Here is a 23,113-nt window from a genome sequence, read left to right as displayed (position 1 = left end):
GCCTTCAGAGCACTGTGCACCATAATGACAGGTTAGTCACGCTTATTCAAAACGGCATCGACCAGTCCATACTCCGCAGCCTGCTCAGCAGACATGAAGTTGTCACGGTCTGTATCTTTTTCAACGATTTCCAATGGTTGGCCAGTATGATCAGCCAGCAGATTGTTCAATCGCTTCTTAATTGTCAGAATTTCCTGAGCATGAATCTGAATATCAGAAGCCTGTCCCTGGAAACCGCCTAATGGTTGATGAATCATTACACGGGAATTAGGCAGACAAAAACGTTTACCTTTCGCTCCACCTGCCAGCAGGAATGCACCCATTGAACATGCTTGTCCCATACAGAAGGTACTCACATCCGGTTTGATGTGTTGCATAGTGTCATAGATAGACATACCTGCAGTGACTGAGCCACCAGGAGAGTTAATATACAGGAAAATATCTTTGTCAGGGTTCTCTGACTCCAGGAACAACAGCTGTGCCACAACCAGGTTCGCCATCTGATCTTCAACCTGGCCGGTCAGGAAGATCACACGCTCCTTCAATAGTCGGGAATAGATGTCGTAGGAACGCTCGCCACGAGAGGTCTGCTCGACCACCATAGGAACCAGCGCATTCATAATTGGCGACATGGCGTTATTATCTTGGTAGCTCATAACCTTATTTCCCCAAAAAAATTAATGGCCCGAATGATTGACTCATACGGACCATTGTTAGCAGAAGATTTGAAATGAAGTCAAATCTTTACAGTCATTTCAGTCAATTAAGCTGCTGGTTGCTGATTCATCAGCTCATTGAAGCTTACTTGTTTTTCTGAAACCTGTGCTTTAGCCAGTAGAGCATCAATCGCTTGTTCTTCCAGAGCAACATTACGCATGTTGTTCATCAGTTGCTCATTCTTTTCGTAGTATGCAACAACTTCCGTTGGATCTTCATAAGCAGATGCCATTTCAGTGATCAGCGCCTTAACTCGCTCGTCATCCGCTTTCAGTTCTTCAGCCTTGATCACTTCACCCAGCAGCAGACCAACCACTACACGACGCTTAGCCTGCTCTTCGAACAGCTCACGTGGCAGCTCTGGTGCATTATCCGCATTACCGCCGAAACGCTGAACAGCTTGCTGACGCAGAGCGTTAACTTCCTGGTCAATCAGGGCAGAAGGAACAGCAATGTCGTTTTGCTCAATCAGACCATTCAGAACCTGATCCTTGATACGGCCTTTAACCGCTTGCTTGAGCTCGCGCTCCATGTTCTTGCGCACTTCAGCTTTCAGGCCGTCAACAGAACCGTCTTCAACACCAAACTTCTTCACAAATTCTTCGTTCAGCTCTGGCAGCTCCTGAGCTTCTACTTTGTGCAGTTTGATAGCGAACACAGCCGCTTTACCTTTCAGGTTCTCGGCGTGATAGTCTTCAGGGAAAGTGACTTCAATGTTGAACTCTTCACCCGCTTTCTTACCAACGATACCTTCTTCGAAGCCCGGAATCATACGGCCCTGGCCCATTGCCAGAGGGAAAGCTTCTGCTTTACCGCCGTCGAATTCTTCACCGTCAATAGAGCCAGTGAAATCGATAGTAACACGGCTATTTGCGTCAGCAGCGGCATCGACTTCTGCCCAGTTAGCTTGCTGCTTGCGCAGCGTTTCCAGCATCTGAGCAACGTCTTCTTCTTTCACTTCAGCCGCTGGCTTCTCGATAGCAATCTTGTCCAGACCTGTCAGTTCAATTTCAGGGAACACTTCGAAGGTGGCTTTGAAAACCAGATCTTTACCTTCAGCCATGTCGACTGGCGTGAACGTTGGTGCGCCGGCTGGGTTAATTTTCTCTTTAACGATAGCTTCAATGTAGTGACGCTGCATCACTTCACCCAGCACGTCCTGGCGTACAGATGCGCCGAACATACGTGCAACCATCTTGATTGGTGCTTTACCAGGACGGAAACCGTCAAAACGACGGGTTTTGGCAATTTTCCGCAGTTGAGCAGTTACTGCATCTTCGATGTTTGCAGCAGGTACAGTAATCGTAATTTGGCGTTCTAGGCCTTCAGTGGTTTCAACGGTAACTTGCATTTTCTTAAACCTCAAAACTGACTCAGGTTGACTGAGTTATCTTGCCCGTCAGATCTCTGCTGACGCTGGCATCCTTTCGTGTTACGGCTTGAACACCATAACGCCTGAATTCGGTCAATTTCTGTATCACTAGCCAATGCCACTGAAACAAAAATTAAAGCGCGGTATTATAACGACCCAGCCCTCTTTCGTCGAGGCATCTGGTGTCACACCAAGTGTAAACCTTCGGACAAGATAGGGGCTGAATTCGCATTTTCAAGAGAAAACACGAAAAAATTGCAGTTTAGCCTCGCTTTTTTGTTCAAATGTCGATTCAGTGCAGGAATTTTAATCAATGCTACACGCTGCTTCGCGCACTGCAACCTAAGATGAAAAATGACTAAGCGGGTAAAAAAAGAGGAGTACAAGGGAGAAAAGTGGCGCGCCCTGCAGGATTCGAACCTGCGACCACATGCTTAGAAGGCACGTGCTCTATCCAACTGAGCTAAGGGCGCATTGTCTGAGAGTTAACAACCAGGTGCGTTAACTAACGGGGGTGAATTATACGTCGCTTGAGATCAAGGTCAACGATAAAACGTTAAAATACCTCGCCAAATGCACCAAGCGGTTAAACTTACGGCAAACATCCCCCTTTGTTGTCTCAGCGAGGCGCATCCTTTCTCCAGGGTGCCAGGCGCTTATTGTTTGAAAGTCTTTAGATTGCAGCATTTTAGCCAGCGATCACCTCTTTATTAACGCAGGGATTTTATCTGAAGACCGCAAAAAGCAAACGTTTGCGCTATAGATTTCCCCCTTTATCTCTGCGACAATAAGCCTGCTCAGTTCATTTCTGTACGAAGGAAAATCATGGCCGCTCAAATCATTGATGGAAAACTTATCTCACAAACTGTCAGACAAGAAGTTGCTGCACGTGTTAAGGCTCGCACTGACGCGGGGTTACGTGCACCTGGGTTAGCCGTCATTCTGGTAGGTCAAGATCCTGCCTCACAGATTTATGTCGGCAGCAAGCGCAAAGCTTGTGAAGAAGTGGGCTTTCTTTCCCGCTCGTTCGACCTTCCTGCTGATACTGCAGAAGTCGAACTGCTGGCGCTGATTGATGAACTGAATGCGGATCAGTCCATAGACGGGATACTGGTACAGCTGCCTCTGCCTGCAGGCATTGATTCTACCAAAGTGCTTGAACATATTAATCCCGAGAAAGATGTCGACGGCTTCCATCCTTATAACGTCGGCCGTCTGTGCCAGCGCATCCCTAAGCTGCGTTCATGCACCCCAAAGGGGATTATCACTCTGCTGGAGCGTTATAACATCCAGGCACGTGGCAAACATGCGGTTATTGTAGGGGCTTCTAATATCGTTGGCCGTCCTATGACCCTTGAACTGCTGCTGGCCGGCGCTACGACCACGACGTGCCACCGATTCACCCAGGATCTGGAAAGCCATGTTCGTCAGGCCGATATCCTGGTTGTCGCGGTAGGAAAGCCTAACTTTATTCCGGGTAGCTGGATTAAAGAAGGCGCGACTATCATAGATGTCGGTATCAATCGCCTGGACAACGGCACCCTAGTGGGTGATGTGGAATACGATGTCGCGCGCCAAAAGGCCAAACACATTACTCCCGTCCCTGGTGGTGTTGGCCCAATGACGGTTGCCACACTGATCGAAAATACCCTGCTGGCCTGCGAACAATTCCACGAAAGCTAACAGGTATTAGGTTATTCCAAAGACAAAAAGCGAGGTAATCAACCTCGCTTTTTGTTATTCATCAGTACCGGCCTGCTTTTGTAACCCGCAATAACCCGCGTTATTTTTGCAGCGTTTTCAGATAAGCCGCGAAATCTTTCCCGAGCACAGGGTGGCGTAAGCCGTATTCGACGAATGCCTGCATATAACCCAGCTTACTGCCGCAATCATGACTCTTACCTGTCATGTGGAACGCATTAACCTGCTGCTTTTCCATCAGCATATCAATGGCGTCTGTCAGCTGAATTTCATCCCCTGCACCAATCGGAGTCTTGGCAATAATTTCCCAGATTTCGGCAGGCAGGATATAACGTCCCACGATAGCCAGGTTAGACGGTGCCTGATCAACCGCAGGTTTCTCAACAACCTTGGCCATAGCAGCTGAATTGCCTGGCGCAATTTGCTCGCCATTCACATCAGCCACACCATAGTTAGACACTTCCGACATTGGCACCGGCTCTACCATGACCTGACTAACGCCTGTTTCATTGAACAGCCTGACCATAGCAGCCATGTTCTCACTGCGCAAATCGCTGGCGGCATCATCCAGAATCACATCTGGCAGGACGACGGCAAACGGCTCATTGCCGACCAGAGGACGGGCACAAAGCACCGCATGGCCCAAGCCTTTTGCCTGGCCCTGACGCACATGCATTATGGTCACATCACTTGGGCAGATATTTTGTACTTCGTCCAGCAACTGACGCTTAACCCGCTTCTCCAGCGTCGCTTCCAGCTCAAAAGAAGTATCAAAGTGGTTTTCAATAGAATTTTTGGACGAATGGGTAACCAGCACGATTTCTTTAATACCGGCCGCAACACATTCATTCACAACATATTGAATCAGAGGTTTATCCACAATAGGCAGCATCTCTTTGGGAATGGCCTTGGTGGCTGGTAACATCCTGGTCCCTAAACCGGCTACCGGAATGACCGCTTTACGAACTGGGGAAGACTTTTGCATTGCTTTTTCCATGTACGTTGTCATTGTCAGTCGCAATATAACAAACTTGCCTTTATGCAGCGAGAGATCTGAGCAATAAGCGTGAGCTGGTGTCCTCGACGGCAAAAAGACAAGTTGCACAGACAGACATGACGGAGTGGTTAAGCCGTGGCCAGGTTATCCACGGCGGACGATATCGGCGTTATCTATACTGATTTTTACCGGTTTGCCGAGCAGGTTTATCAACATGAATGAGCGCTTTTCACCGTCAGGTTCCTGATAGATGGCTTCAAGGCCCTTGAACTGGCCTTGTTTGAGCTCGAGGCACTCGCCGGGTTTGGGCAGGTTAGACAACAGGCTTCGGTGTTCTTCGCAATTTTCATTCGTCATTAACTCAAGCAGCAATTCAGGCTGAACTTTTTGCGGGTATGCCCCCTGACGGATAAAGTCAGCCACACCGCGCGTCGAACGGACTGTGGTATAGCTGACATATTCAGGATCAAAACAGACAAACATATAATTAGGGAACAGTGGTTCATTCACAGTGACGCGTTTTCCGCGCACCACTTTCTCGACGAGTACCTGAGGGTAATAGCACTCCACGCCCTGACGATCCAGATTGACCACGGCCCGCTCCTGCTCGCTTCGCTTGCAATAAAGTAGGTACCAATCTTTCATATCGTCTCTGCCCGGAAAATGTCTGTCTGAAAGTGATTATATGGTGGGAGGTATAAACCTCAATAGTTTCCCTGTACATTGACGCTAAGCGTTTACTTTTCCAACGTTTTCCCGTTTATTCCTGAAGATGATGATTTATTGATTACCCGCTAAACTTTCGTTTTTGCTTTCACTGCCTGATGGATTTCGTGCTCTTTCATGGCGTCCAGTCGCTGAATCGTAATACTGAAATTGGCGGCGCCAATTTTGCTCAATGACAAACGTGCGCCAGAATGCGGCAGAACATAGGAAGAGGTGAGGTTTTTTCGTGCCCCGTCTCCCAGACTGGTACCAGCCGGTATTATCATTTCTCCATCACTGGTTCTCAGCATCGCTTCCGATCCGGTTGACACCACCACCAGGCTTCTGTCACACGCATCAAAAATACCAAACAACCCCTTGATAGGCACAGCGTACCCCGACTGCTTCATCCCGTTTTCAATGGTTTGCAGCATACTGGAAATGTCATTTTCGCTTGCCATACGTTTGCGCAGATAGTCATTGAACAATGCCCGTATCAGCAGCACAGTGGCCGCCCCCTGCCGCCCTCCTGACTCGGCATCAAGCAGATAGAAAGCCAGACGACCGTCCATCAACCAAGTGTAGTCGAGCAACACAGGTTGCACATCGGCAGACTGCAAAACACAATAGCTCATCTGCCAGTCTCCCTGACGGGACAAGGTGTCCGGCATCAGCCCCACCAGCAGCTCGCGTGCAATCTCCGGGTTTGATTCCAGCTCATTGATATGCCACTGCAGTTCTTCATCTACCGTCGAGTCATGCTGCAATAGCTGGCTGGAAAAGTCTGTGTATTCGGTTGTGTTTTCCTGGGCTTTGAGTACCGACATCAGTGCAGCTTTCAGCACCATGATGTTATCCAGCGGTTTGACCAGAAAATCTTTGACGCCATGCCTGAGCGCGGCTGCGACATCGGCCATTTCACCGGTACCGGAAATGACAATGACAGGAATCATAGGGTAATGCAGTGAAACTTCTTCAACAAACTCCATGCCTGTCAATACAGGCATAGCCAGATCGCACAAAAGCACATCAGGGATACCGTCGCGCAGGGCCCGCAGTCCCTGCAAACCGTCTTCAGCTTCCCTGACCTCGCATCCTTGCGATAGCAAAAAGCCTGTTATCATCCGGCGAAACACCGGATCGTCCTCCACAATGAGGATATCTTTACCTTCTAGCAACGATTGTGCCCTCCATGAAACAAGGGGCCAAGAGCACAGAATAATATTCTGCTGAACAGGCACATCCTTCTAATCGAATCTGTGCGAAGCTGGGTAGTCGCGATGAATGTTCTCATTTAGGATAGGCGTAAAACCGCGCTACGTCAGGGCGTCTGCCTGTTCATGAACTTTAGTTTTAGTATTCTGTAAGCCAGTTCAAAATCTTGCCCATTGCGAAACTCGTTTTCGTCCCTGAAGTTCCTATTTTAATAACACTCAATGTTAACCTCTTCACATTGAGTGTTTTGTTATACAATTCCCACTTTCTCATATCCGATCACGACACGCCTATGAAGCTTGATGATTTAAATTTATTTCGCATTGTGGTTGAGGAAGGCAGCTATACCGCCGCCTCTCGCAAGCATCAGGTGCCTGTTGCCACACTGACCCGCCGGATACAGGCTCTGGAAGACAGCCTGAATCTTCGCCTGCTAAACCGCCATGCTCGCAAGCTGTCGCTGACTGAAGCTGGCCAGCAGTATTACCAGCTGTGTACCCCCTTGCTTCAACAGTTACTGGATACCGCAGAAAACATTCGGGAAGAGTCCAGAGGGGCGAGTGGACGGCTCAAAATAGCGGCCCCGACCAATCTGAGCAAAGTCATGCTGCAACCTATGCTCAACGCCTTCATGCTTGAACAGCCGGCAATCAGCATTGAGCTGTTTCTGAGCAACGAACCCGAGCAGCTAGACCCAACCGACTGGGATGTTATCTTCCGTGTCGGTCCGCAGCGTGATTCGGCACTGATTGCCCGTAAAATTAACGCGGTGGAAGATATACTGGTTGCCAGCCCAGATTATCTGCAACGTCACCCAACGCTCACTCATGCACAAGATCTGTCCAAGCACTCCCTGCTCAAAGGCTCTCCCCTGCTGCGCTGGCGGCTCAGCAACAAAGACGGAGAAAGCATCACGGTTAATGAGAAAGGACGCTTCGAGTCCAATCAGCTGAATGTGGTCAGAAAAGCCTGTGTGGCCGGGCTGGGAATTACATTAATGCCAGATGCCATGCTGAAAAAATACATTCACAGCGGTGAGCTGGTGCGAGTGCTGGATAACTGGTCGGCCAACCCGCGCAATGTCTACCTTCTCTATAATCACAAAGATCACCAGCCAGAGAAGCTGAGGCTGTTTATTGAGTTCGCAAGTCACTTCTTCAGCACATCCTGAGCCTGCTATCCTTGCCAAGCGGCAGAAGCCCGTCTAAATGTTATATGACAAAGAACACAAAAAGTGCCCGGATATGCACTGACAGTGTTCTGAACAACAACCTGTAATACGTTGTGCGATTTGCACCCTAGATAACGAGGATAGGTTATGATTCTGGGACATTTATTCGGGCTTTACACTCATCCCAAAAAAGAGTGGCACAACATTGATGAGCAGCATGAGGGGATGCAAAGCAGCCTGAGCCACATTATGCTGATCGCCTTGCTTCCACCGATTTTTGCCTACATTTCCAGTGTGTTTATTGGCTGGCGTGTCGGGGCTGTTGACCCGATTTACCTGACGCCGTCCAGTGCGCTGTTCATGTCTGTTGCCATGTACTTTGCCCTGATTGGCGGGGTATTTGCACTTGCCTACCTGACATACTGGATGAGCCATACCTTTGGCTCAACGCCGACCTATACCCAAGCGCTTGAATTGGCGGCTTACACAGCAACGCCGCTGTTTATGATCAGCATCGCCGCCTTGTACCCTCAGTTGTGGTTTCTGATGATGGCCGGACTGGTCGGCATCACCTACTCAGTGTACCTGCTATACACAGGTGTCCCTATTCTGATGCACATTCCGGAAGAGCGCGGCTTTATCTATGCCAGCTCGATTGTGACCTGTGGCCTGGTGCTGCTGGTTTCCATCATTGCCGGCTCTGTCATCCTGTGGAACATGGGATTAGGCCCACAGTTCAGTCACTAACCTGTCCCGACTTCCACGCACTAAACACGCATTAAAAAGGCAAGCTCAATGAGCTTGCCTTTTTGTGTTCAGACGCTCTGGTACTGACAATGAATGACGTTACACGCCTTCATTATACAGTTCCAGGTTTGCCAGCTCCTGCTGAATTTCACGCTGCGTTTTGGCATCTTCGCTGCGCAGCGTTTCCAGGTACTCTAAATACTGCTGGTTCACATCGCCCGTGACATAGTTGCCATTAAAGACGGAGGTTTCAAACAGTTTAATGTCAGGGTTGCCTTCTGCAACCGCGTCCACCAGATCCTGCAAGTCCTGGAAAATCAGACCGTCTGCACCGATCATCTTGCAGATTTCATCCACTTCACGACCATGAGCAATCAGTTCATTCGCGCTTGGCATATCAATGCCGTATACGTTAGGGAAGCGAATTTCCGGCGCCGCAGAAGCCAGATAGACTTTTTTGGCACCCGCTTCGCGCGCCATTTCAATGATTTGCTCAGAGGTGGTGCCGCGTACAATCGAATCATCAATCAGGAGGACACTTTTACCCTTGAATTCTGAGCTGATCGCATTCAGTTTACGGCGTACCGACTTACGGCGCAGCTGCTGACCCGGCATGATAAAGGTACGGCCGACATAGCGGTTCTTCACGAAGCCCTGACGGTAAGGTTTATCCAGCGTACGGGCAATTTCCAGCGCACTGTCGCAAGAGGTTTCCGGAATCGGGATAACCACATCAATATCCAGATCATCCCACTCGCGCTTGATCTTCTCACCCAGCTTCTTACCCATATTCAGGCGAGCGCTGTACACTGAAATCTTATCAATGAAAGAGTCAGGACGGGCAAAATACACGAACTCGAACACACATGGGTTCAGAGCCGGATTCTCCGCACACTGCTCAGTGAACAGCTGACCGTCAAAAGTGATATAGACAGCTTCACCCGGTGCAACATCACGCATGAAATCAAAGCCCACTGCGTCCAGTGCCACCGATTCAGAGGCAACCATGTACTCGACTTTCCCTTCCACTTCGCGCTTACCCAGGCACAGAGGGCGAATGCCGTGCGGGTCGCGGAATGCCATCAGGCCATGTCCGATGACCATAGCCACAACGGCATAGGCACCGCGCACTGCTTTATGCACAGCGCGAATTGCCGCAAAGATGTCATTGGAAGTCAGTGGGTAGTTGGTTGCACCTTCCAGCTGATGGGCCAGAACGTTCAACAGAATTTCCGAGTCGGAAGAGGTGTTAACATGACGGCGAGCCTGCTCAAAGAGCGAATCTCTGATATCCGCGGCGTTGGTCAGGTTACCATTGTGCGCCAGTGAAATACCGTAAGGGGAGTTCACATAAAAAGGCTGAGCTTCTGAAGCACTAGAGCTGCCCGCGGTAGGGTAGCGAACGTGCCCAAGCCCGACAGTCCCCTGCAGACGCTGCATGTGTTTTGCTTCGAATACGTCACGCACCAGACCATTGGCCTTGCGCAGACGGAAACGATTGCTTTCCAGGGTAACAATACCGGCAGCATCCTGGCCACGGTGCTGCAGCACGGTCAGTGCATCATAAATAGACTGGTTAACCGGGGTGTTTCCCACGATTCCGACAATACCACACATGTCCTAAATCCTCGTCATGGATCATCAATAATTGCATTGAGTAACAATACGTTAGTTTGTTGTACCCATACGGTTACTCAATGCAATTAATATAAATCCGGCGCTATAACGCGCCGGGAAGAAAACTGGAACTCTCTTTCAGGTAAGAGAAAAACCACTCAATTACCACGCCAAACTGCGGGATTAACTGCGACGCCTGCCACCATTCTGCGTCAGCAAAACCGGTAAAGGCATCCAGAAAAAACAGCACAGCGGCAATGATAAGCACACCGCGAAGGGCACCAAATACGATACCCAGCACCCTATCGGTACCGGACAAACCGGTTTTTTGCACCAGTTGTCCGATCACGTAATTCACTACCGCTCCCACAATCAGTGTGGCAATAAACAATACCGCGATAGCACTGCCATTTCGTATGAGCTCATCCTGAATATTGGTGAAATACACCGCCAGTTCTTTGTAAAAATTGCTGGCGACAAAAAATGCCGCAAACCAAATCACCAGCGACAGCGCTTCCTTCACAAAACCACGGATCAAACTGACCAGTGAAGAAAAGGCAATCACCCCTAAAATGACATAATCAATCCAGATCATCTTCTACTTAATTCTTGTTGTTGGCGCGTATTCTAACAGAAAAAATCAGAACGCAAACGTTTACCTAAGGGTTGAGTGGGTTAAATCTGAGCAATTGCCCGTTCAGCCCGGTAAGTTTACGCAAATCGTCTGCTTTCCCTGACAGTTTATCTTTGTCGATCTCGGGTCCGACGACAACACGGGCCAAATCACCTGGTTTCAGCTGTTTTGGCAGAACGTGCGCCTGATAGCCTTTGCTTCTGAGTTTCTCAACCAGCTGATGCGCATTCTCAAAATTACGGAATACCCCCAGCTGTATCACCCAGCCACTGTCCGTGTTGCCAGGCTGCGGTTCACCGGCAGGTTGCGGCTTGACGTTAACAGGCTCGGATACCGACTCGGGTAATGCCGGTTCTCCGGCAATTTGCTCAGTCACTGGCATAGGCGGTAATTCGGTTTCCGCATCCACGGGTTGCGGAATGGCAGTCACGCTGCCTTCATTCCCGGTCTGAGGCTGCAAAGGAATACTGGCAAACTGCTCCTGAAAGTGCTGCTTTTTGCCATCAAAAAAATCGGGCAGGAAAATCACACCGATTGCGACCAGTACGATAGTTCCGACCAGGCGACTCTGAAATTTACTCGCCACACTTACTCCTGTGTCTTAATGTAGCTGGACACTTCGCCCACTGTGTAAAACGAACCAAAGACAATCACGACATCTTCAGGTTGCGCCATCATTAATGCCGCCTGATACGCGAGCTCAGGTGCAGTATACAGCTCGCCCTGAAACGTCAGATGCTCAGCAATTTCCCGGGCAGACGCGGCGCGAGGCCCCTTGAGTGAGGCCGGATACCAGGCATCCACGACCGTCTTCATTTCAATCAGGGTTGATGGGATATCTTTATCACGCAGCATACCCACCACGCCGTGAATCTTGCCCACCGGGCGGATATTCTTCAGTGCCTTAAGCTGACGGGCCAGATAATTTGCCGAATGCGGATTATGGGCCACATCAAGCAAGATCAGCGGATTATCCGCTACCGTTTCCATCCGGCCGGCAAGGCGCACTTTGGCTAAACCGGACACTATGTGCTGATCACTGATCTCCAGATCAGCGACGCCGAGTGCCATCAGCGCAGTGGCCGCATTCGGCAAAGGTAAAGCAGGCAGAGGCAGCTGTTCCATGTCGAATGCGCCGCACTTCCAGTTCCAGGTCTCTCCTGTCTGCTCGTAGGTATACTGATAACCCACCTGATACAACTCAGCACCAATACTGTCAGCATGCGCGGCCACCGAAGCCGGCGGATTGGGCTGGCCACAGACAGCTGGCTTCTCGGCACGGAAAATACCGGCTTTCTCATAGCCAATCACTTCAATGTCGCTGCCCAGCCAGTCCACATGATCAATGGCCAGACTGGTGATAACCGAGACATCGTGATCCACGATATTGGTCGCATCCAGACGGCCACCCAGTCCCACTTCCAACACCACAACGTCCACCTGATGGGTTTTAAAGAGGTTGAGCGCAGCCAGTGTACCGAATTCAAACAGGCTCAGGCTGGTGTCCTGCCGGTATGATTCTACCGCCGCAAACGCCTGGCTGTGTTCGCTGTCATCCAGCTCCTGACCATTAATGCGCACCCGCTCGTTATAGCGCACCAAATGCGGTGAGCTGTACACACCCACGCTGTATCCCGCCTGCAGCAGGATGGCTTCAAGAATGGCGCAGGTCGACCCTTTACCATTGGTACCCGCAACAGTAATCACAGTCGGTGCCGGTTTGCGTAATCCGGCCCGCTCACCCACGGCCTGCACACGATCCAGCCCCAGATCGATGGCACTGGTGTGAAGATTTTCCAGATAAAGCAGCCAGTCATTTAGCGGTGAAGTAGCCGAAGGAACAGATTGCGGCGTTGCAGAGGTATCAGACATGTAACAGTACTAACTAATGTAATTAAGATGATGTCGCTTAATGTAGCATGAAGTACGCAGAATTTAACGGTTGAGAGCCAAACGAAGAAAGGAAATGTGGAACAATAACGATATTTGCCTGACTGGCAGACCGATTTTCACTTTAGCCTGACATTTGTCTGCGCCAAAAAAACGCCCGGTATTCAACCAGGCGTTTTTCGCTTTAAGCTTTGTCTTGCGCAGACTCGGTATCGCTGTCAGCTTCTACGTCCGCCGATACCTGAGGTTCCCTTTCGACAGGCACCACAAGCGGGGACTCGGCATTCATCATCTTGGCCAGCAGGCCGCCAATACGCTGACGCATTTCGCGGCGGTCAACAATCATATCAATCGCGCCATGCTCCAGCAGAAACTCACTGCGCTGGAACCCTTCAGGTAATTTCTCGCGCACGGTCTGCTCAATCACCCGCTGTCCGGCAAAGCCAATCAGCGCTTTAGGCTCACCGATGTTGATATCACCCAACATGGCCAGACTGGCAGAGACACCGCCCATAGTCGGGTCTGTCAGCACAGAGAAGAAAGGCAGGCCTTTCGCCGACAAACGCTCCAGCGCCGCACTGGTTTTCGCCATTTGCATCAGAGACATCAGTGCTTCCTGCATACGGGCACCGCCGCTGGCCGAGAAACACACCAGACCGCAGTTATTGGCAATGGCTTCATCAACCGCGCGCACAAACTTGGCACCGACAACCGAACCCATAGAGCCGCCCATGAAGGAGAATTCAAAGGCACAGGCAACCACAGGCTGCTGCAACAGTGTTCCTTTCATGGCTACCAGCGCATCTTTCTCACCGCTGGCTTTCTGGGCTGCCGCGATACGGTCTTTGTATTTTTTCGAGTCACGGAATTTGAGGTGATCTTTAGGCTCCAGCTCCGCAGCAATCTCCACCTGGCCTTCTTCATCGAGGAAGGTTTCCAGGCGGCGACGGGCTTTCATTCGCATGTGGTGATCACACTTTGGGCAAACTTCCAGATTGCGCTCAAGATCAGCGTAATAAAGTACCTGTTCACAAGAGGTACATTTCGTCCATACCCCTTCAGGGATAGATGCTTTACGAGACGTTACAATGTTGCTTTTTGTGAGGATCTTTTCAAGCCAGCTCATGAATGACCTTTCATTTACATCTCCCCCGCCCTGTGGCAAGGGATAATCAATTCGATAATTTCAAGTCCGGAATTAAAACACAAACTCGTCTAAGTGTAGATAAAAAACTGGTTGTACCTTGAGGAAATAGCGTGTTAACGGGATCTTAGCTCAAGAAACTTGACCGACCAGTTAACGCACGACTGAACCGTTACCGCTCAGATTTCACTCAACTTCTGCAGACCTTGCCTGCAAGGCAACCAGCCCGGCATGCAATAGCCTGTCAAAACAGGCCGCCCGCTTACAAAAAGAGCGGTCCAGCCGGAACATCTGGCAAATCATAGACCTCAGGATAATCCACTTCAACCAGATACAAACCTTCCGCTTTTGCGGTCGCGCCAGCTAAAGTACGATCTTTCTTTGCCAGTAGCCACTGAATCCATTCAGGTTTTTCTTCGCCCCGCCCCACTTTAATCAGGCTGCCTGTGATATTACGCACCATATGATGAACAAAGGCATTGGCCTTGATATCTATGATGACGTAATGACCCTGCCGGGTGACATTCAGGTGCATCACATTACGCCACGGGCTGCGGGACTGGCAAAACACCGCCCGGAATGAGGTAAAGTCATTCTCGCCCAGCAGGTACTGTCCGGCCTGATGCATTTTTTCAGCGTCCAGTTCACCGTGATAATGGCTGATACCCGAACCAAGGATAGCAGGCCGCAGCGCATGATTGTAAATGACATAGCGATAACGTCTGGCGGTGGCGCTGAAACGGGCATGGAACTCATCCGGCACTTCCTTTGCCCAGCGTACTGCGATGTCTTTGGGCAAATGGGCGTTGGTTCCCATCGTCCAGGCCACCAGCTTGCGCGGGGTATCACAATCAAAGTGCACCACTTGCCCGGTACCGTGCACACCGGCATCGGTACGACCGGCGCATTGTACCTCTATGGTCTGGTTGGCAATCTTGCTCAGCGCTTTTTCCAGCCTGCCCTGCACACTGTCCACTTCACGCTGACGCTGCCAACCAAAATAGCGGCTCCCGTCGTACTCAATTCCTAAGGCAATTCGCATGTCTGCACTCTTACTTATCTGAAAACCCTGCCAGCGCATTCGCCAGCAAAGCGAAAGCAGGGATTATAAAAAAAGCGCCAAAAGAAAAGAAGTCCGCATAAGCGGACTTCCTGTTCAGTCTGATGAAATGATCAGCGATCCATCTTTAATAACAGATTCGCGGCTTCACGGCTGACATCGCCATCACCGTTTTCAGCCACATCGTCCAGCAAAAAGTATGCCCCGTCAGTGTCATTCATTTCCAGATAGGCTTTGGCCAAATCGAGTTTGCTGGCGTACTCACCCGCACCGTCGACATCAATATCGCCTATGCCAGCTAACACATCCGGGAACTCATCCAGCCCCACATCCAGCTTGAGCGGTGCTGAATCCAGTTCAGGATCCGATTCCCCTTCCAGCTCTTTCATCAGTTCATCAATGCTGATGTAAGGCTCGTTATCACTTGCCGAGGCAATCAGCTGGCTGTCGGCCTGAGTATCTGCGCCGTCCACAGGATCGTCAGCCTGTTCAGATAACGGCGGTTGCTCACCCCAGTCCTCACTTTCCAGTTCAGGTTCAGGGTTATCCGCTCCCCAGATGGCGCTTTCCTCCGGGGAAAGCTCCTGATCATCCAGCTCGGACAGCGGCACACTTTCATGTAACAGCCACTGCTCATGCTCGAACTCGTCGGGATTGCCTTGTTCTGCTCTGAGTTCAGGTTCTGACTCTGGCAAGGATTCAGGCTCAGCCGGAACGTCGGCATCAGGCAACACATGATCAGAGAGTGCAAGATCAGTCAGCTCAACCCCATGCTCACCGGCTGGCGGGCTGCTGTCTGACGGGATATTGCCATTGTCTGACCGATCATTGTCTGTGTGGCTATTCTCTGTCTGGCGATTGTCGCCCGTCAGCTCAGGCCATTCAGAATGCGCCGCCGGCTCAGTTTCCGCACTGTCTTCGGTGTGCATTGAAGGCAGTGTTTCATCGGATTGAAACGCATCAAACGCCTGCATCGTTGGCAGTTCAAGTTCAGGTTCTGCCAGCAGCGCCGCCATATCCAAGCCTGCGGAGTCGATCAGTTCATCGCTCCAGGGCTCATTCAGCTCAGGTCCTGGCTGCGACGGTGCCTGTGGTTGTGGTTGTGGTTGTGGTTGTGGTTGTGGTTGGGCAGTCGGTATGTCATCGCCGTGCTTCAGTTCCTGCTCATACTGCTCCAGCTCCATCTGCTCTTCAAACGAGGCATTCAATGCATCATCTTCATCAAACTCAGGCAAGCTCGCCGGATCAATCACCGCATATTCGTACTGAGGTTTGCCATGCATAGGCACGGCTTGCCCGGCAGTCTCATGCCCGGAAGAAGCCTGTTGCGAAGAAGAAACATCTTGCAATGAAGGCGCATCTTGTCCCGCTACTGCCTGCGCCGGTTCTGATTCTGTCTCAGTCAGCTCACCGTGACGCTCAGCAGCCTGCGCAGCCAGCTGTAGCTGCTCCGATACTCTGTTGAGTGCAGCCTGGGCATCGTCATCAGACCAATCTTTGTCATCCTCATCGTCTTCCCACGAGACAGCTTCCGGGTCGAGCAGCGCAGCTTCTTCGTCGAACTCCGGAAATTCCTCCAGGTTGAACACAGGTTCCTGACGTCCGGCAACGGCCTCATCCCAGGCAGGATCGAGTGTTGCTTCGGGCTGTTCCACCGCTGCATCCGGCGTCGGGGCAGGCGCTTGCGCCAGTTCGCTTGCCGCAGACAGAGGTTCAGCGGCCTGATCTTGTGTCTTAACCTGCTCCTGTGTCTTAACCGGCGCTTCATCGGCCGCATTCTCAGCCAGCTCCGATTTCAGATACCGGTTCTGCTCGATCAACTGGCAGGCTTCATCACTGTCGTGATGCCATTGCACGGATTCGGTATCGTGATCTTCAGCCGGCTCAGTGTCGGGTAACGCCTGAGCAGACTCAGCCGCCGCAATCTGGGCAGCAGGCGCAGCGTGTTCCGCAACGTCCTGCTCACTCGCTTCTGCATCTGCATCTTGCTCAGCAGACAGGCTTTTCTCCGGATCAGCTTCTGGTTGTGGTTGTGCTTCAGCTTCTGCTTCAGTATCGTCAAACTCAGTTGCCGGCGCTTCGCTGTATGAAACCGGTGCATCCACAGCGTCTGAATCCTCGGCCTCGATATTATCGTCCGGGGCCGAATCCGCGCTGTCAGATCCCATCACGACTGAGTCATCATTCTGAATGTCACTCAGCAGGCTATCAATATCATCCTGCTGCGGATCCGCTGGAGCGGACATCGCATCCTGGCTGGCTGTCGTTTCCGGCTCAGGTACTGGCTCCGATACCGGCTCTGACTCAGATTGAGCGACTGCTTCTGGTTCATCAGCTGCTGTCTGGGCTGCAGCAGATGACGCTGCGGCGATCGCTTTCTCAGCTTCGGACTTATCAGCTTCAGAAAAATCAGCATCAGAAATTCCAGCGTCTGCATCATCAAGATCAGCATCTTGGGTCTCAGTGCTATCTGAAACTGAGTCACCAACATCGGCCATGCCCAGAGGGTATTCCTCTGACGGCTCGCTCTGTGCCTCAGTGTCATCCAGCTCACTTAAGTGCTCATCGACGGTTTTTTTTTCAGAAAAAATCAGATCGTCGATGTCATCCGCGCTGACTGTGTCCTCTTCCTGAGGATCTTCCTCATCCAGTGTCAGCAGCTCATCGAAAACATCTTTGTCTTCTTCTGTGTTTTCTTCAGCATCCAGCTCAGGATCGATCTGCTCGTTGGGGTTATCTTCATCCAGCAGCTCGTCCAGCAGGGCCGTACTGTTTTCATCCAGTTCAAAGTCGCTGTCAGCATCACTGTCCTGATCATCAATCAGCTCGTCCAGCAATTCTGTGCTGCTGGCATCCAGGTTAAAGTCGGTATTGAGATCGTCCAGTCCCCAATCCTCTTCCGCACTGTCATCCTGCGCACTGTCATCACGGTTGCTGTCATCACGGTTGCTGTCAGCCTGGACATTGTTAACCGCAGGGCTGGCGGGCTCATTTTGCACATCACCTTCACGTTCAAAATCCTGCATCAGTTCATTCAGGATATCCTGATCCAGCATGCCAAGCTCAATACTGTCGGCTTTATTACCTGTCAGTTCACTGTCGGCAAAGGCATCGAACAGATCGTCATCGCGCTTGTCCTCAACGGGCTTTGCCGGCAACGCGTCCTCGTCATCGAGTAAACCAACAGCAAGATCAAAGTCCGTTTCTTCATTATCCTGGGCGCTGAAAGGCTTGTCCCAAATGCCACTGAGGCTGTCTTCTTTCTCCTGCGGCGGCGCCTGATCAATCTGGTCCAGTGCGCGCTCCATATCCTGGAGACCTATGGCCTGATCCTTGTTCTTAACCGAGATATCACTCTTTGGCAATTCATTGCCAAAGGCGTCATCCAGCCCGTCCGTCAGATCCAGCTCATCAAGCTCTGCATCGTTATCATCAAACAGATTGTCCGAGAAGATCGGATTATCCTGCGGCGTCTTATCATCAAACAGATCATCAAGACTGCTGTCTTCACTGTCCAGCCCCAGATGCGGCTCATCATCGTCCAAATCAGCAACAATTGGCTGAGGCGCTTCTTTGCTTACCTCGGCAACAGGGGGAGCGGTATCTTCCTCTTTACGGCGCCGGCCAACGAAAAAGGCCAGTAAGCCTGCAATCAGACTGCCGGGAATCAAAGCGGCACCGGCCAGTGCCCACGGGTTTGCAACCAGTTTATCCAGCCAGTGGACTGGCGGTTGTTCGGCCAGCGGCGCGTCAAGCTGGCCTTGCTGCGCCTTTTGCTGGGCAATGAAGGACTGAATTTCCCCACGCAGCTCTTCGTCGCCCGCCAGTTGTTCTTTCAGCGCACCAATTTCATGCTGCATTTCAGACAGACGCACGCGAAGCAGCTGATTGCTTTCGCGTAATTTGGTCAGCTCTTCATCTGAGATGCCAAGCTGCTCCTGAAGCGCAGGCGAAAGCTCACCATTCGCCGTACTGGCAGCAGCGGCAACCCCCGCAGCTGGCGCGGCGGGTGACACGGGAGATGCGGCTGGACGCACTGGCGTGCTGGCAGCCACTGAAGGAGCCTGAACCTGTGGCGCAGGTACGGCCGGTTTCGGTGCTGGCGCCGATCTGGGTGCAGAAGCCGAGCCTGTCCCCGGAGTCCCTGCTGATGCAGAGGCCGGACGGCTATTATTACTTCCGGGCGTACTGCCCGTACGCGCACGCGACTGCTCACGGCGCTGAAGATCAGTTTCTACGCGATTGCGTATCTGATCGGCATTTTCCGCCTGAATCTGAGCCATGGTCGGCATTCTCAGGCGGCTGCCCGGGATCAGGCCATGAATGTTGCTGTCGGTGAAGGCATTGGGATTAGCACGGAAAATTGCCCCGAGGACCTGATAAATAGAAACGCTGTCATTGGGCTTATACCGTGACGCAATGGACCATAAGGTTTCGTTTTCGCCTGTCGGGCCGTAAATACCCACTGTACGGTTACCGGGAGACGTTGCCGGACGCGGTGTGGCCGCGCGAGGCTGAGTCACAGCGGGTCGGGGCGATGGCGCGGGTGACACCGCAGGCGCCGGCGGTTGTGCGGGCTCAGCAACCTGGTCAGTCGGCCCCATGATTCGAACAGTGTTCGCTTGTACGGCGACAGGGAGCTGCAAAGCCGCCGATGCGATGACGACCGGTAAGATGGCACGTTTCATTTTATTTGATGAGTCAGACACTGCCTGCTGTCCTCTCTGGCAGAGATAGTAAACTAGGAATTCTTCGGCCTGTAGCCAGAATACTTGAGCGTAAATGCAAAACGACAGGCGTTTGTGAACATTAAAAGTGATTGTTGCCTGCCATGGCTTGATGTCAATCACCATGCCCGGCTTTTACTGTGAAGATCAAGAAATTGGCTAAAGGAATTCAAAGGCGTGCCCATTCGCACGCCTTTGAATCGTCGGGTGTATCCGGCCGCTTGGTGGCCGGAACAACTCGCTTTGTGTCTTACAGGTATTCCTGGATCAGTTTCTCTGCAATCTGCACGCTGTTGGTCGCCGCGCCTTTACGGACGTTATCCGCCACCACCCACATATTCAGACCACAAGGGTGACTGATGTCTTCCCGGATACGGCCGACCATGACATGGTTTTTGCCGATAGCGTCCACCACCTGAGTCGGGTACTCGCTGCCGTGGAACACTTCGATGCCATCGGCATTTTCCAGCAGGCTGATCACTTCTTCCATGATCACAGGCTGGCAGGTTTCCACATGCACAGCTTCCGCATGACCGTAGAAGACCGGCACACGAACACAAGTCGGGTTCACGCGGATATTGGCATCCCCCAGAATTTTCTGGGTTTCCCACACCATTTTCATTTCTTCTTTGGTGTAGCCGTTATCCATGAACTCATCGATTTGCGGCAGGCAGTTAAAGGCAATCTGCTTAGAGTAGACTTTGTTTTCCACCGGCAAACCGTTCAGCAGCTTGGACGTCTGGCCCGCCAGTTCATTCACGCCACTCTTACCCGAGCCTGAAACAGACTGGTAAGTCGCCACGTTAATCCGGTCGATGCCATAAGCATCATGAATCGGCTTCAGGGCCACCAGCATCTGAATCGTCGAACAGTTCGGGTTAGCCACTATGTTGCGATTACGAAAATCGGCCAGCGCTTCCGGGTTCACTTCCGGCACAACCAGTGGGATTTCAGGGTCGTAGCGGAAGCATGAGGTATTATCAATCACCACCACACCCGCGTCGGCGGCAATCGGCGCCCAATGTTCAGAGGCCTCAGAACCGGCAGAAAACAACGCCAGCTGCACCTGCGTCCAGTCGAAGTCTTCGACATTGGTCACGCGGGCACTTTTACCCTTGAATCGCAGCGTCTTGCCCGCACCGCGCTCGGAGGCGAGCAGATACAGGTTACGGACAGGAAAATTACGCTCCTCCAGCACCTCAACCATGGCTTCCCCAACGGCACCGGTGGCTCCGAGAATGGCAATATCAAATTCCTGACTCATGGTGTTTCCTCAACAGTAAAACCTAATTTAGCCAGCGACTCTAACCCAAAATGCCCCTGACCTTCTACTGTGACCGCACTGTATTCGCGTCGATCCCAGTAATTTTTTCGCATCTTATCGAATTCTGACGCCATAGCGGCATCATCGACCGCCTGCATCTTACGGCGAAAGAGGGCGTCATCCTTTCTGACATCATAGATTAACTGAATCAAGGTGAAGAGCGTGTCTTCATCCCACTCCCTGCTCAGTTGTACCAAAGGCACAGGCGCAACCGGTAACAATTCTGCCGCTTCTACTCTGTCGTCGCGGCCAAGAAATTCGCAGAAGCTATTGAAAATCATAGTCGTGCCGCGGGCTTTGCCTTCCAGGCCGTAACCTGCCACATGGGGGGTGGCAAATGCCAGCAAAGGCAATAGCTCGCGATCAACCAAAGGCTCATGCTCAAACACATCCAGTACCGCCGTCAGTGCTTTACCCTGGCCGGATTGCGACTGCTGCAGGGCATGTTTCAGTGCCTGACTGTCAACAATGGGGCCCCGGGCGGCATTGATCAAAATCGCCCCGTCTTTCAGGCGGGAAAGAAACGCCTGATCCGCCAGATGATGGGTCGGGTAATCCCCCTGCTTTGTCAGCGGTGTGTGCAGGGTAATGACATCGCACTCCTTAATCAGAGTGTCCAGTGAAGCAAACTGCCGCGGATCACCTTGCGCTTCTTTAATGGGATCATTGAGCAAATAGCGGATACCTAAGGCATCCAGACAACCTGCCAGGTACGAGCCGACATTGCCGGCCCCGACAATCCCTACCGTTTTGTCGAAAACCGAAAATCCCTGCTGCTGGCCCAGCACCATCAGGCTGCTTAGCACATATTCAGCCACCCCGACCTTGTTACAGCCCGGCGCGGCTGTGTAGGCAATCCCCTTCGCTTCTACCGCGGCCTGATCAATATGGTCCTGACCGGCGGTTGCCGTGCCAACGAAACGCAGCTTGTCGGCTTTTGCCAGTAAATCGGCATTCACTTTGGTGACTGAACGTATCATGAGGCCATCAATATCAACCAGATCATCGGCTGTCAGTGTGCGGCCTGGTTTGGCGATAACCTCACCTAAACGACCGAACAGTTCAACCGCATAGGGCATGTTTTCATCTACAAGGATTTTCATTGGGGCTCCGAAAAAGTAGCGCGAATCAATTGCGGACTAGCATGGGAAAAATTCGGCTGATGTCAAGAAAAGCTCAGACCAACTGGCCATTCTGCAGCAACAAAAAAACCCGGTATCAATACCGGGTTAAACATCCAGGATGGGGAAGAACACTTGATAAGTGCCGCGTCTGAATACTGGCGCGATACAGGAAACCCCGAGTATCGCGCCGGCCTGGAAATCAGGGGCTACAGACTCTGCATGGAGCATCATCTGTATGCCGGCTTATCAAGCTTCGTATTTCTTGATCACCAGCGTCGCGTTGGTGCCGCCGAAACCAAACGAGTTCGACATCACTGTCTTCAGCTTGGCTTCACGGGTTTCACGCACAATGTCCAGACCTTCAGCAGCCGGGTCCAGATTATCAATGTTAATGCTCGGGGCAATGAAGTCATTGTCCAGCATCAGCGTGGAGTAAATGGCTTCGTGAACACCGGCAGCACCCAGGGCGTGACCTGTCATGGCTTTGGTGGCCGAAATCGCCGGGCTGTTCTGACCGAACAGCTCCTGAATGGCACCCAGTTCTTTCACATCACCCACAGGCGTTGAGGTGCCGTGTGTATTGATGTAGTCGATAGGTGCATCCAGATCCTGCATTGCCATCTTCATACAACGCACTGCGCCTTCACCAGAAGGGGCAACCATGTCGTAGCCATCTGATGTCGCGCCATAACCGACGATTTCACCGTAAATTTTCGCGCCGCGTGCCAGAGCATGCTCCAGCTCTTCCACGACAACCATGCCGCCGCCGCCGGAAATCACAAAACCGTCACGGTCGGCATCATAGGTACGTGATGCTTTTGATGGATCGTCATTGTACTTGGTCGACAGCGCGCCCATGGCATCGAACATCATGGTCAGTGACCAGTCCAGTTCTTCACCGCCAGACGGCTGGCACGCAACGGAGAAGATGCATGAAAAGCCTGATACTTGTGCTGAGTCTGCTGTTC

General features: G+C 51.7%; 18 protein-coding genes and 1 tRNA gene. 3 read left to right on the top strand and 16 right to left on the bottom strand.

Annotation, left to right across the window (positions count from 1 at the left end; translation table 11 throughout):
- Positions 1–32: 32 nt before the first annotated feature.
- The 3 genes from clpP to P0Y67_RS11410 all read right to left on the bottom strand — a co-directional run bounded on the left by clpP (position 33) and on the right by P0Y67_RS11410 (position 2,562).
- Positions 33–656 (bottom strand): ATP-dependent Clp endopeptidase proteolytic subunit ClpP, encoded by a 624-nt coding sequence (clpP, locus tag P0Y67_RS11420; RefSeq protein ID WP_192015102.1) that lies wholly within the window; start codon positions 654–656, stop codon positions 33–35.
- 107 nt (positions 657–763) lie between these two features.
- On the bottom strand, positions 764–2,068 hold the full coding sequence (tig, locus tag P0Y67_RS11415; RefSeq protein WP_337114045.1) for a trigger factor: 1,305 nt from the start codon (positions 2,066–2,068) through the stop codon (positions 764–766).
- 417 nt (positions 2,069–2,485) lie between these two features.
- Positions 2,486–2,562 (bottom strand) — tRNA-Arg (locus P0Y67_RS11410).
- Between the two features lie 352 nt (positions 2,563–2,914).
- Between P0Y67_RS11410 and folD the strand changes: the two genes are divergently transcribed.
- The gene (folD, locus tag P0Y67_RS11405) at positions 2,915–3,772 is read left to right on the top strand and encodes a bifunctional methylenetetrahydrofolate dehydrogenase/methenyltetrahydrofolate cyclohydrolase FolD (RefSeq protein WP_342391960.1); all 858 of its coding nucleotides are present in this window, start codon (positions 2,915–2,917) and stop codon (positions 3,770–3,772) included.
- A gap of 100 nt (positions 3,773–3,872) precedes the next feature.
- Here the strand turns inward: folD and galU are convergent, their stop codons facing one another.
- The 3 genes from galU to P0Y67_RS11390 all read right to left on the bottom strand — a co-directional run bounded on the left by galU (position 3,873) and on the right by P0Y67_RS11390 (position 6,670).
- Positions 3,873–4,775, bottom strand: a complete 903-nt coding sequence (gene galU, locus P0Y67_RS11400; RefSeq protein WP_342391959.1) for a UTP--glucose-1-phosphate uridylyltransferase GalU — start codon at positions 4,773–4,775, stop codon at positions 3,873–3,875.
- A gap of 156 nt (positions 4,776–4,931) precedes the next feature.
- The gene (gene rfaH / locus P0Y67_RS11395) at positions 4,932–5,432 is read right to left on the bottom strand and encodes a transcription/translation regulatory transformer protein RfaH (protein ID WP_342391958.1); all 501 of its coding nucleotides are present in this window, start codon (positions 5,430–5,432) and stop codon (positions 4,932–4,934) included.
- A 149-nt stretch (positions 5,433–5,581) separates the two neighbouring features.
- Positions 5,582–6,670 carry a response regulator gene (locus P0Y67_RS11390; RefSeq protein WP_342391957.1) on the bottom strand — a complete coding sequence of 363 codons (1,089 nt, stop codon included), beginning with the start codon at positions 6,668–6,670 and terminating at the stop codon, positions 5,582–5,584.
- Between the two features lie 329 nt (positions 6,671–6,999).
- Here P0Y67_RS11390 and P0Y67_RS11385 point away from each other — a divergent pair, with 329 nt between their 5' ends.
- Together P0Y67_RS11385 and P0Y67_RS11380 are read left to right on the top strand one after the other, a co-directional pair.
- The gene (locus P0Y67_RS11385) at positions 7,000–7,878 is read left to right on the top strand and encodes a LysR family transcriptional regulator (RefSeq protein ID WP_027252858.1); all 879 of its coding nucleotides are present in this window, start codon (positions 7,000–7,002) and stop codon (positions 7,876–7,878) included.
- A gap of 147 nt (positions 7,879–8,025) precedes the next feature.
- Complete coding sequence (locus P0Y67_RS11380) at positions 8,026–8,625, top strand: Yip1 family protein (RefSeq protein WP_161444961.1); 600 nt, start codon at positions 8,026–8,028, stop codon at positions 8,623–8,625.
- Between the two features lie 99 nt (positions 8,626–8,724).
- On the opposite strand, the gene purF is transcribed toward P0Y67_RS11380, so the two are convergent.
- The 10 genes from purF to P0Y67_RS11330 all read right to left on the bottom strand — a co-directional run.
- Positions 8,725–10,242 (bottom strand): amidophosphoribosyltransferase, encoded by a 1,518-nt coding sequence (purF, locus tag P0Y67_RS11375; protein ID WP_337114050.1) that lies wholly within the window; start codon positions 10,240–10,242, stop codon positions 8,725–8,727.
- 103 nt (positions 10,243–10,345) lie between these two features.
- On the bottom strand, positions 10,346–10,837 hold the full coding sequence (gene cvpA / locus P0Y67_RS11370) for a colicin V production protein (RefSeq protein ID WP_027252861.1): 492 nt from the start codon (positions 10,835–10,837) through the stop codon (positions 10,346–10,348).
- A gap of 64 nt (positions 10,838–10,901) precedes the next feature.
- Positions 10,902–11,462, bottom strand: a complete 561-nt coding sequence (locus tag P0Y67_RS11365; RefSeq protein WP_342391956.1) for an SPOR domain-containing protein — start codon at positions 11,460–11,462, stop codon at positions 10,902–10,904.
- Between the two features lie 2 nt (positions 11,463–11,464).
- On the bottom strand, positions 11,465–12,748 hold the full coding sequence (gene folC / locus P0Y67_RS11360) for a bifunctional tetrahydrofolate synthase/dihydrofolate synthase (protein WP_342391955.1): 1,284 nt from the start codon (positions 12,746–12,748) through the stop codon (positions 11,465–11,467).
- Positions 12,749–12,950: 202 nt separating this feature from the next.
- Complete coding sequence (accD, locus tag P0Y67_RS11355; protein ID WP_342391954.1) at positions 12,951–13,892, bottom strand: acetyl-CoA carboxylase, carboxyltransferase subunit beta; 942 nt, start codon at positions 13,890–13,892, stop codon at positions 12,951–12,953.
- A 280-nt stretch (positions 13,893–14,172) separates the two neighbouring features.
- The gene (truA, locus tag P0Y67_RS11350) at positions 14,173–14,952 is read right to left on the bottom strand and encodes a tRNA pseudouridine(38-40) synthase TruA (protein WP_342391953.1); all 780 of its coding nucleotides are present in this window, start codon (positions 14,950–14,952) and stop codon (positions 14,173–14,175) included.
- Between the two features lie 131 nt (positions 14,953–15,083).
- Positions 15,084–19,658: a FimV/HubP family polar landmark protein gene (locus P0Y67_RS11345; RefSeq protein WP_342391952.1), complete on the bottom strand. Its 4,575-nt coding sequence runs from the start codon at positions 19,656–19,658 to the stop codon at positions 15,084–15,086.
- A gap of 289 nt (positions 19,659–19,947) precedes the next feature.
- The gene (locus P0Y67_RS11340; protein WP_342391951.1) at positions 19,948–20,961 is read right to left on the bottom strand and encodes an aspartate-semialdehyde dehydrogenase; all 1,014 of its coding nucleotides are present in this window, start codon (positions 20,959–20,961) and stop codon (positions 19,948–19,950) included.
- Complete coding sequence (locus P0Y67_RS11335; protein ID WP_342391950.1) at positions 20,958–22,124, bottom strand: 4-phosphoerythronate dehydrogenase; 1,167 nt, start codon at positions 22,122–22,124, stop codon at positions 20,958–20,960. The genes P0Y67_RS11340 and P0Y67_RS11335 overlap by 4 nt, the downstream gene beginning before the upstream one ends.
- Before the next feature lie 267 nt (positions 22,125–22,391).
- Positions 22,392–23,113 (bottom strand): beta-ketoacyl synthase N-terminal-like domain-containing protein (locus P0Y67_RS11330; RefSeq protein ID WP_342391949.1); only part of this gene is annotated, 722 nt, incomplete at its 5' end.

It is taken from the genome of Photobacterium sp. SP02 (assembly GCF_038519165.1).
Classification (GTDB): Bacteria; Pseudomonadota; Gammaproteobacteria; order Enterobacterales; family Vibrionaceae; genus Photobacterium; species Photobacterium halotolerans.
Note: the sequence above shows the minus strand (reverse complement) of the source record. Positions and strands in the feature narration are given on the sequence as shown.

Coding starts and splice junctions, on each gene's coding strand:
- cvpA (WP_027252861.1), bottom strand. CDS start 10,837: ATGATCTGGATTGATTATGTCATTTTAGGGGTGATTGCCTTTTCTTCA.
- P0Y67_RS11340 (WP_342391951.1), bottom strand. CDS start 20,961: ATGAGTCAGGAATTTGATATTGCCATTCTCGGAGCCACCGGTGCCGTT.
- folD (WP_342391960.1), top strand. CDS start 2,915: ATGGCCGCTCAAATCATTGATGGAAAACTTATCTCACAAACTGTCAGA.
- rfaH (WP_342391958.1), bottom strand. CDS start 5,432: ATGAAAGATTGGTACCTACTTTATTGCAAGCGAAGCGAGCAGGAGCGG.
- P0Y67_RS11385 (WP_027252858.1), top strand. CDS start 7,000: ATGAAGCTTGATGATTTAAATTTATTTCGCATTGTGGTTGAGGAAGGC.
- tig (WP_337114045.1), bottom strand. CDS start 2,068: ATGCAAGTTACCGTTGAAACCACTGAAGGCCTAGAACGCCAAATTACG.
- P0Y67_RS11335 (WP_342391950.1), bottom strand. CDS start 22,124: ATGAAAATCCTTGTAGATGAAAACATGCCCTATGCGGTTGAACTGTTC.
- truA (WP_342391953.1), bottom strand. CDS start 14,952: ATGCGAATTGCCTTAGGAATTGAGTACGACGGGAGCCGCTATTTTGGT.
- P0Y67_RS11380 (WP_161444961.1), top strand. CDS start 8,026: ATGATTCTGGGACATTTATTCGGGCTTTACACTCATCCCAAAAAAGAG.
- accD (WP_342391954.1), bottom strand. CDS start 13,892: ATGAGCTGGCTTGAAAAGATCCTCACAAAAAGCAACATTGTAACGTCT.
- folC (WP_342391955.1), bottom strand. CDS start 12,748: ATGTCTGATACCTCTGCAACGCCGCAATCTGTTCCTTCGGCTACTTCA.
- galU (WP_342391959.1), bottom strand. CDS start 4,775: ATGCAAAAGTCTTCCCCAGTTCGTAAAGCGGTCATTCCGGTAGCCGGT.
- P0Y67_RS11345 (WP_342391952.1), bottom strand. CDS start 19,658: ATGAAACGTGCCATCTTACCGGTCGTCATCGCATCGGCGGCTTTGCAG.
- clpP (WP_192015102.1), bottom strand. CDS start 656: ATGAGCTACCAAGATAATAACGCCATGTCGCCAATTATGAATGCGCTG.
- purF (WP_337114050.1), bottom strand. CDS start 10,242: ATGTGTGGTATTGTCGGAATCGTGGGAAACACCCCGGTTAACCAGTCT.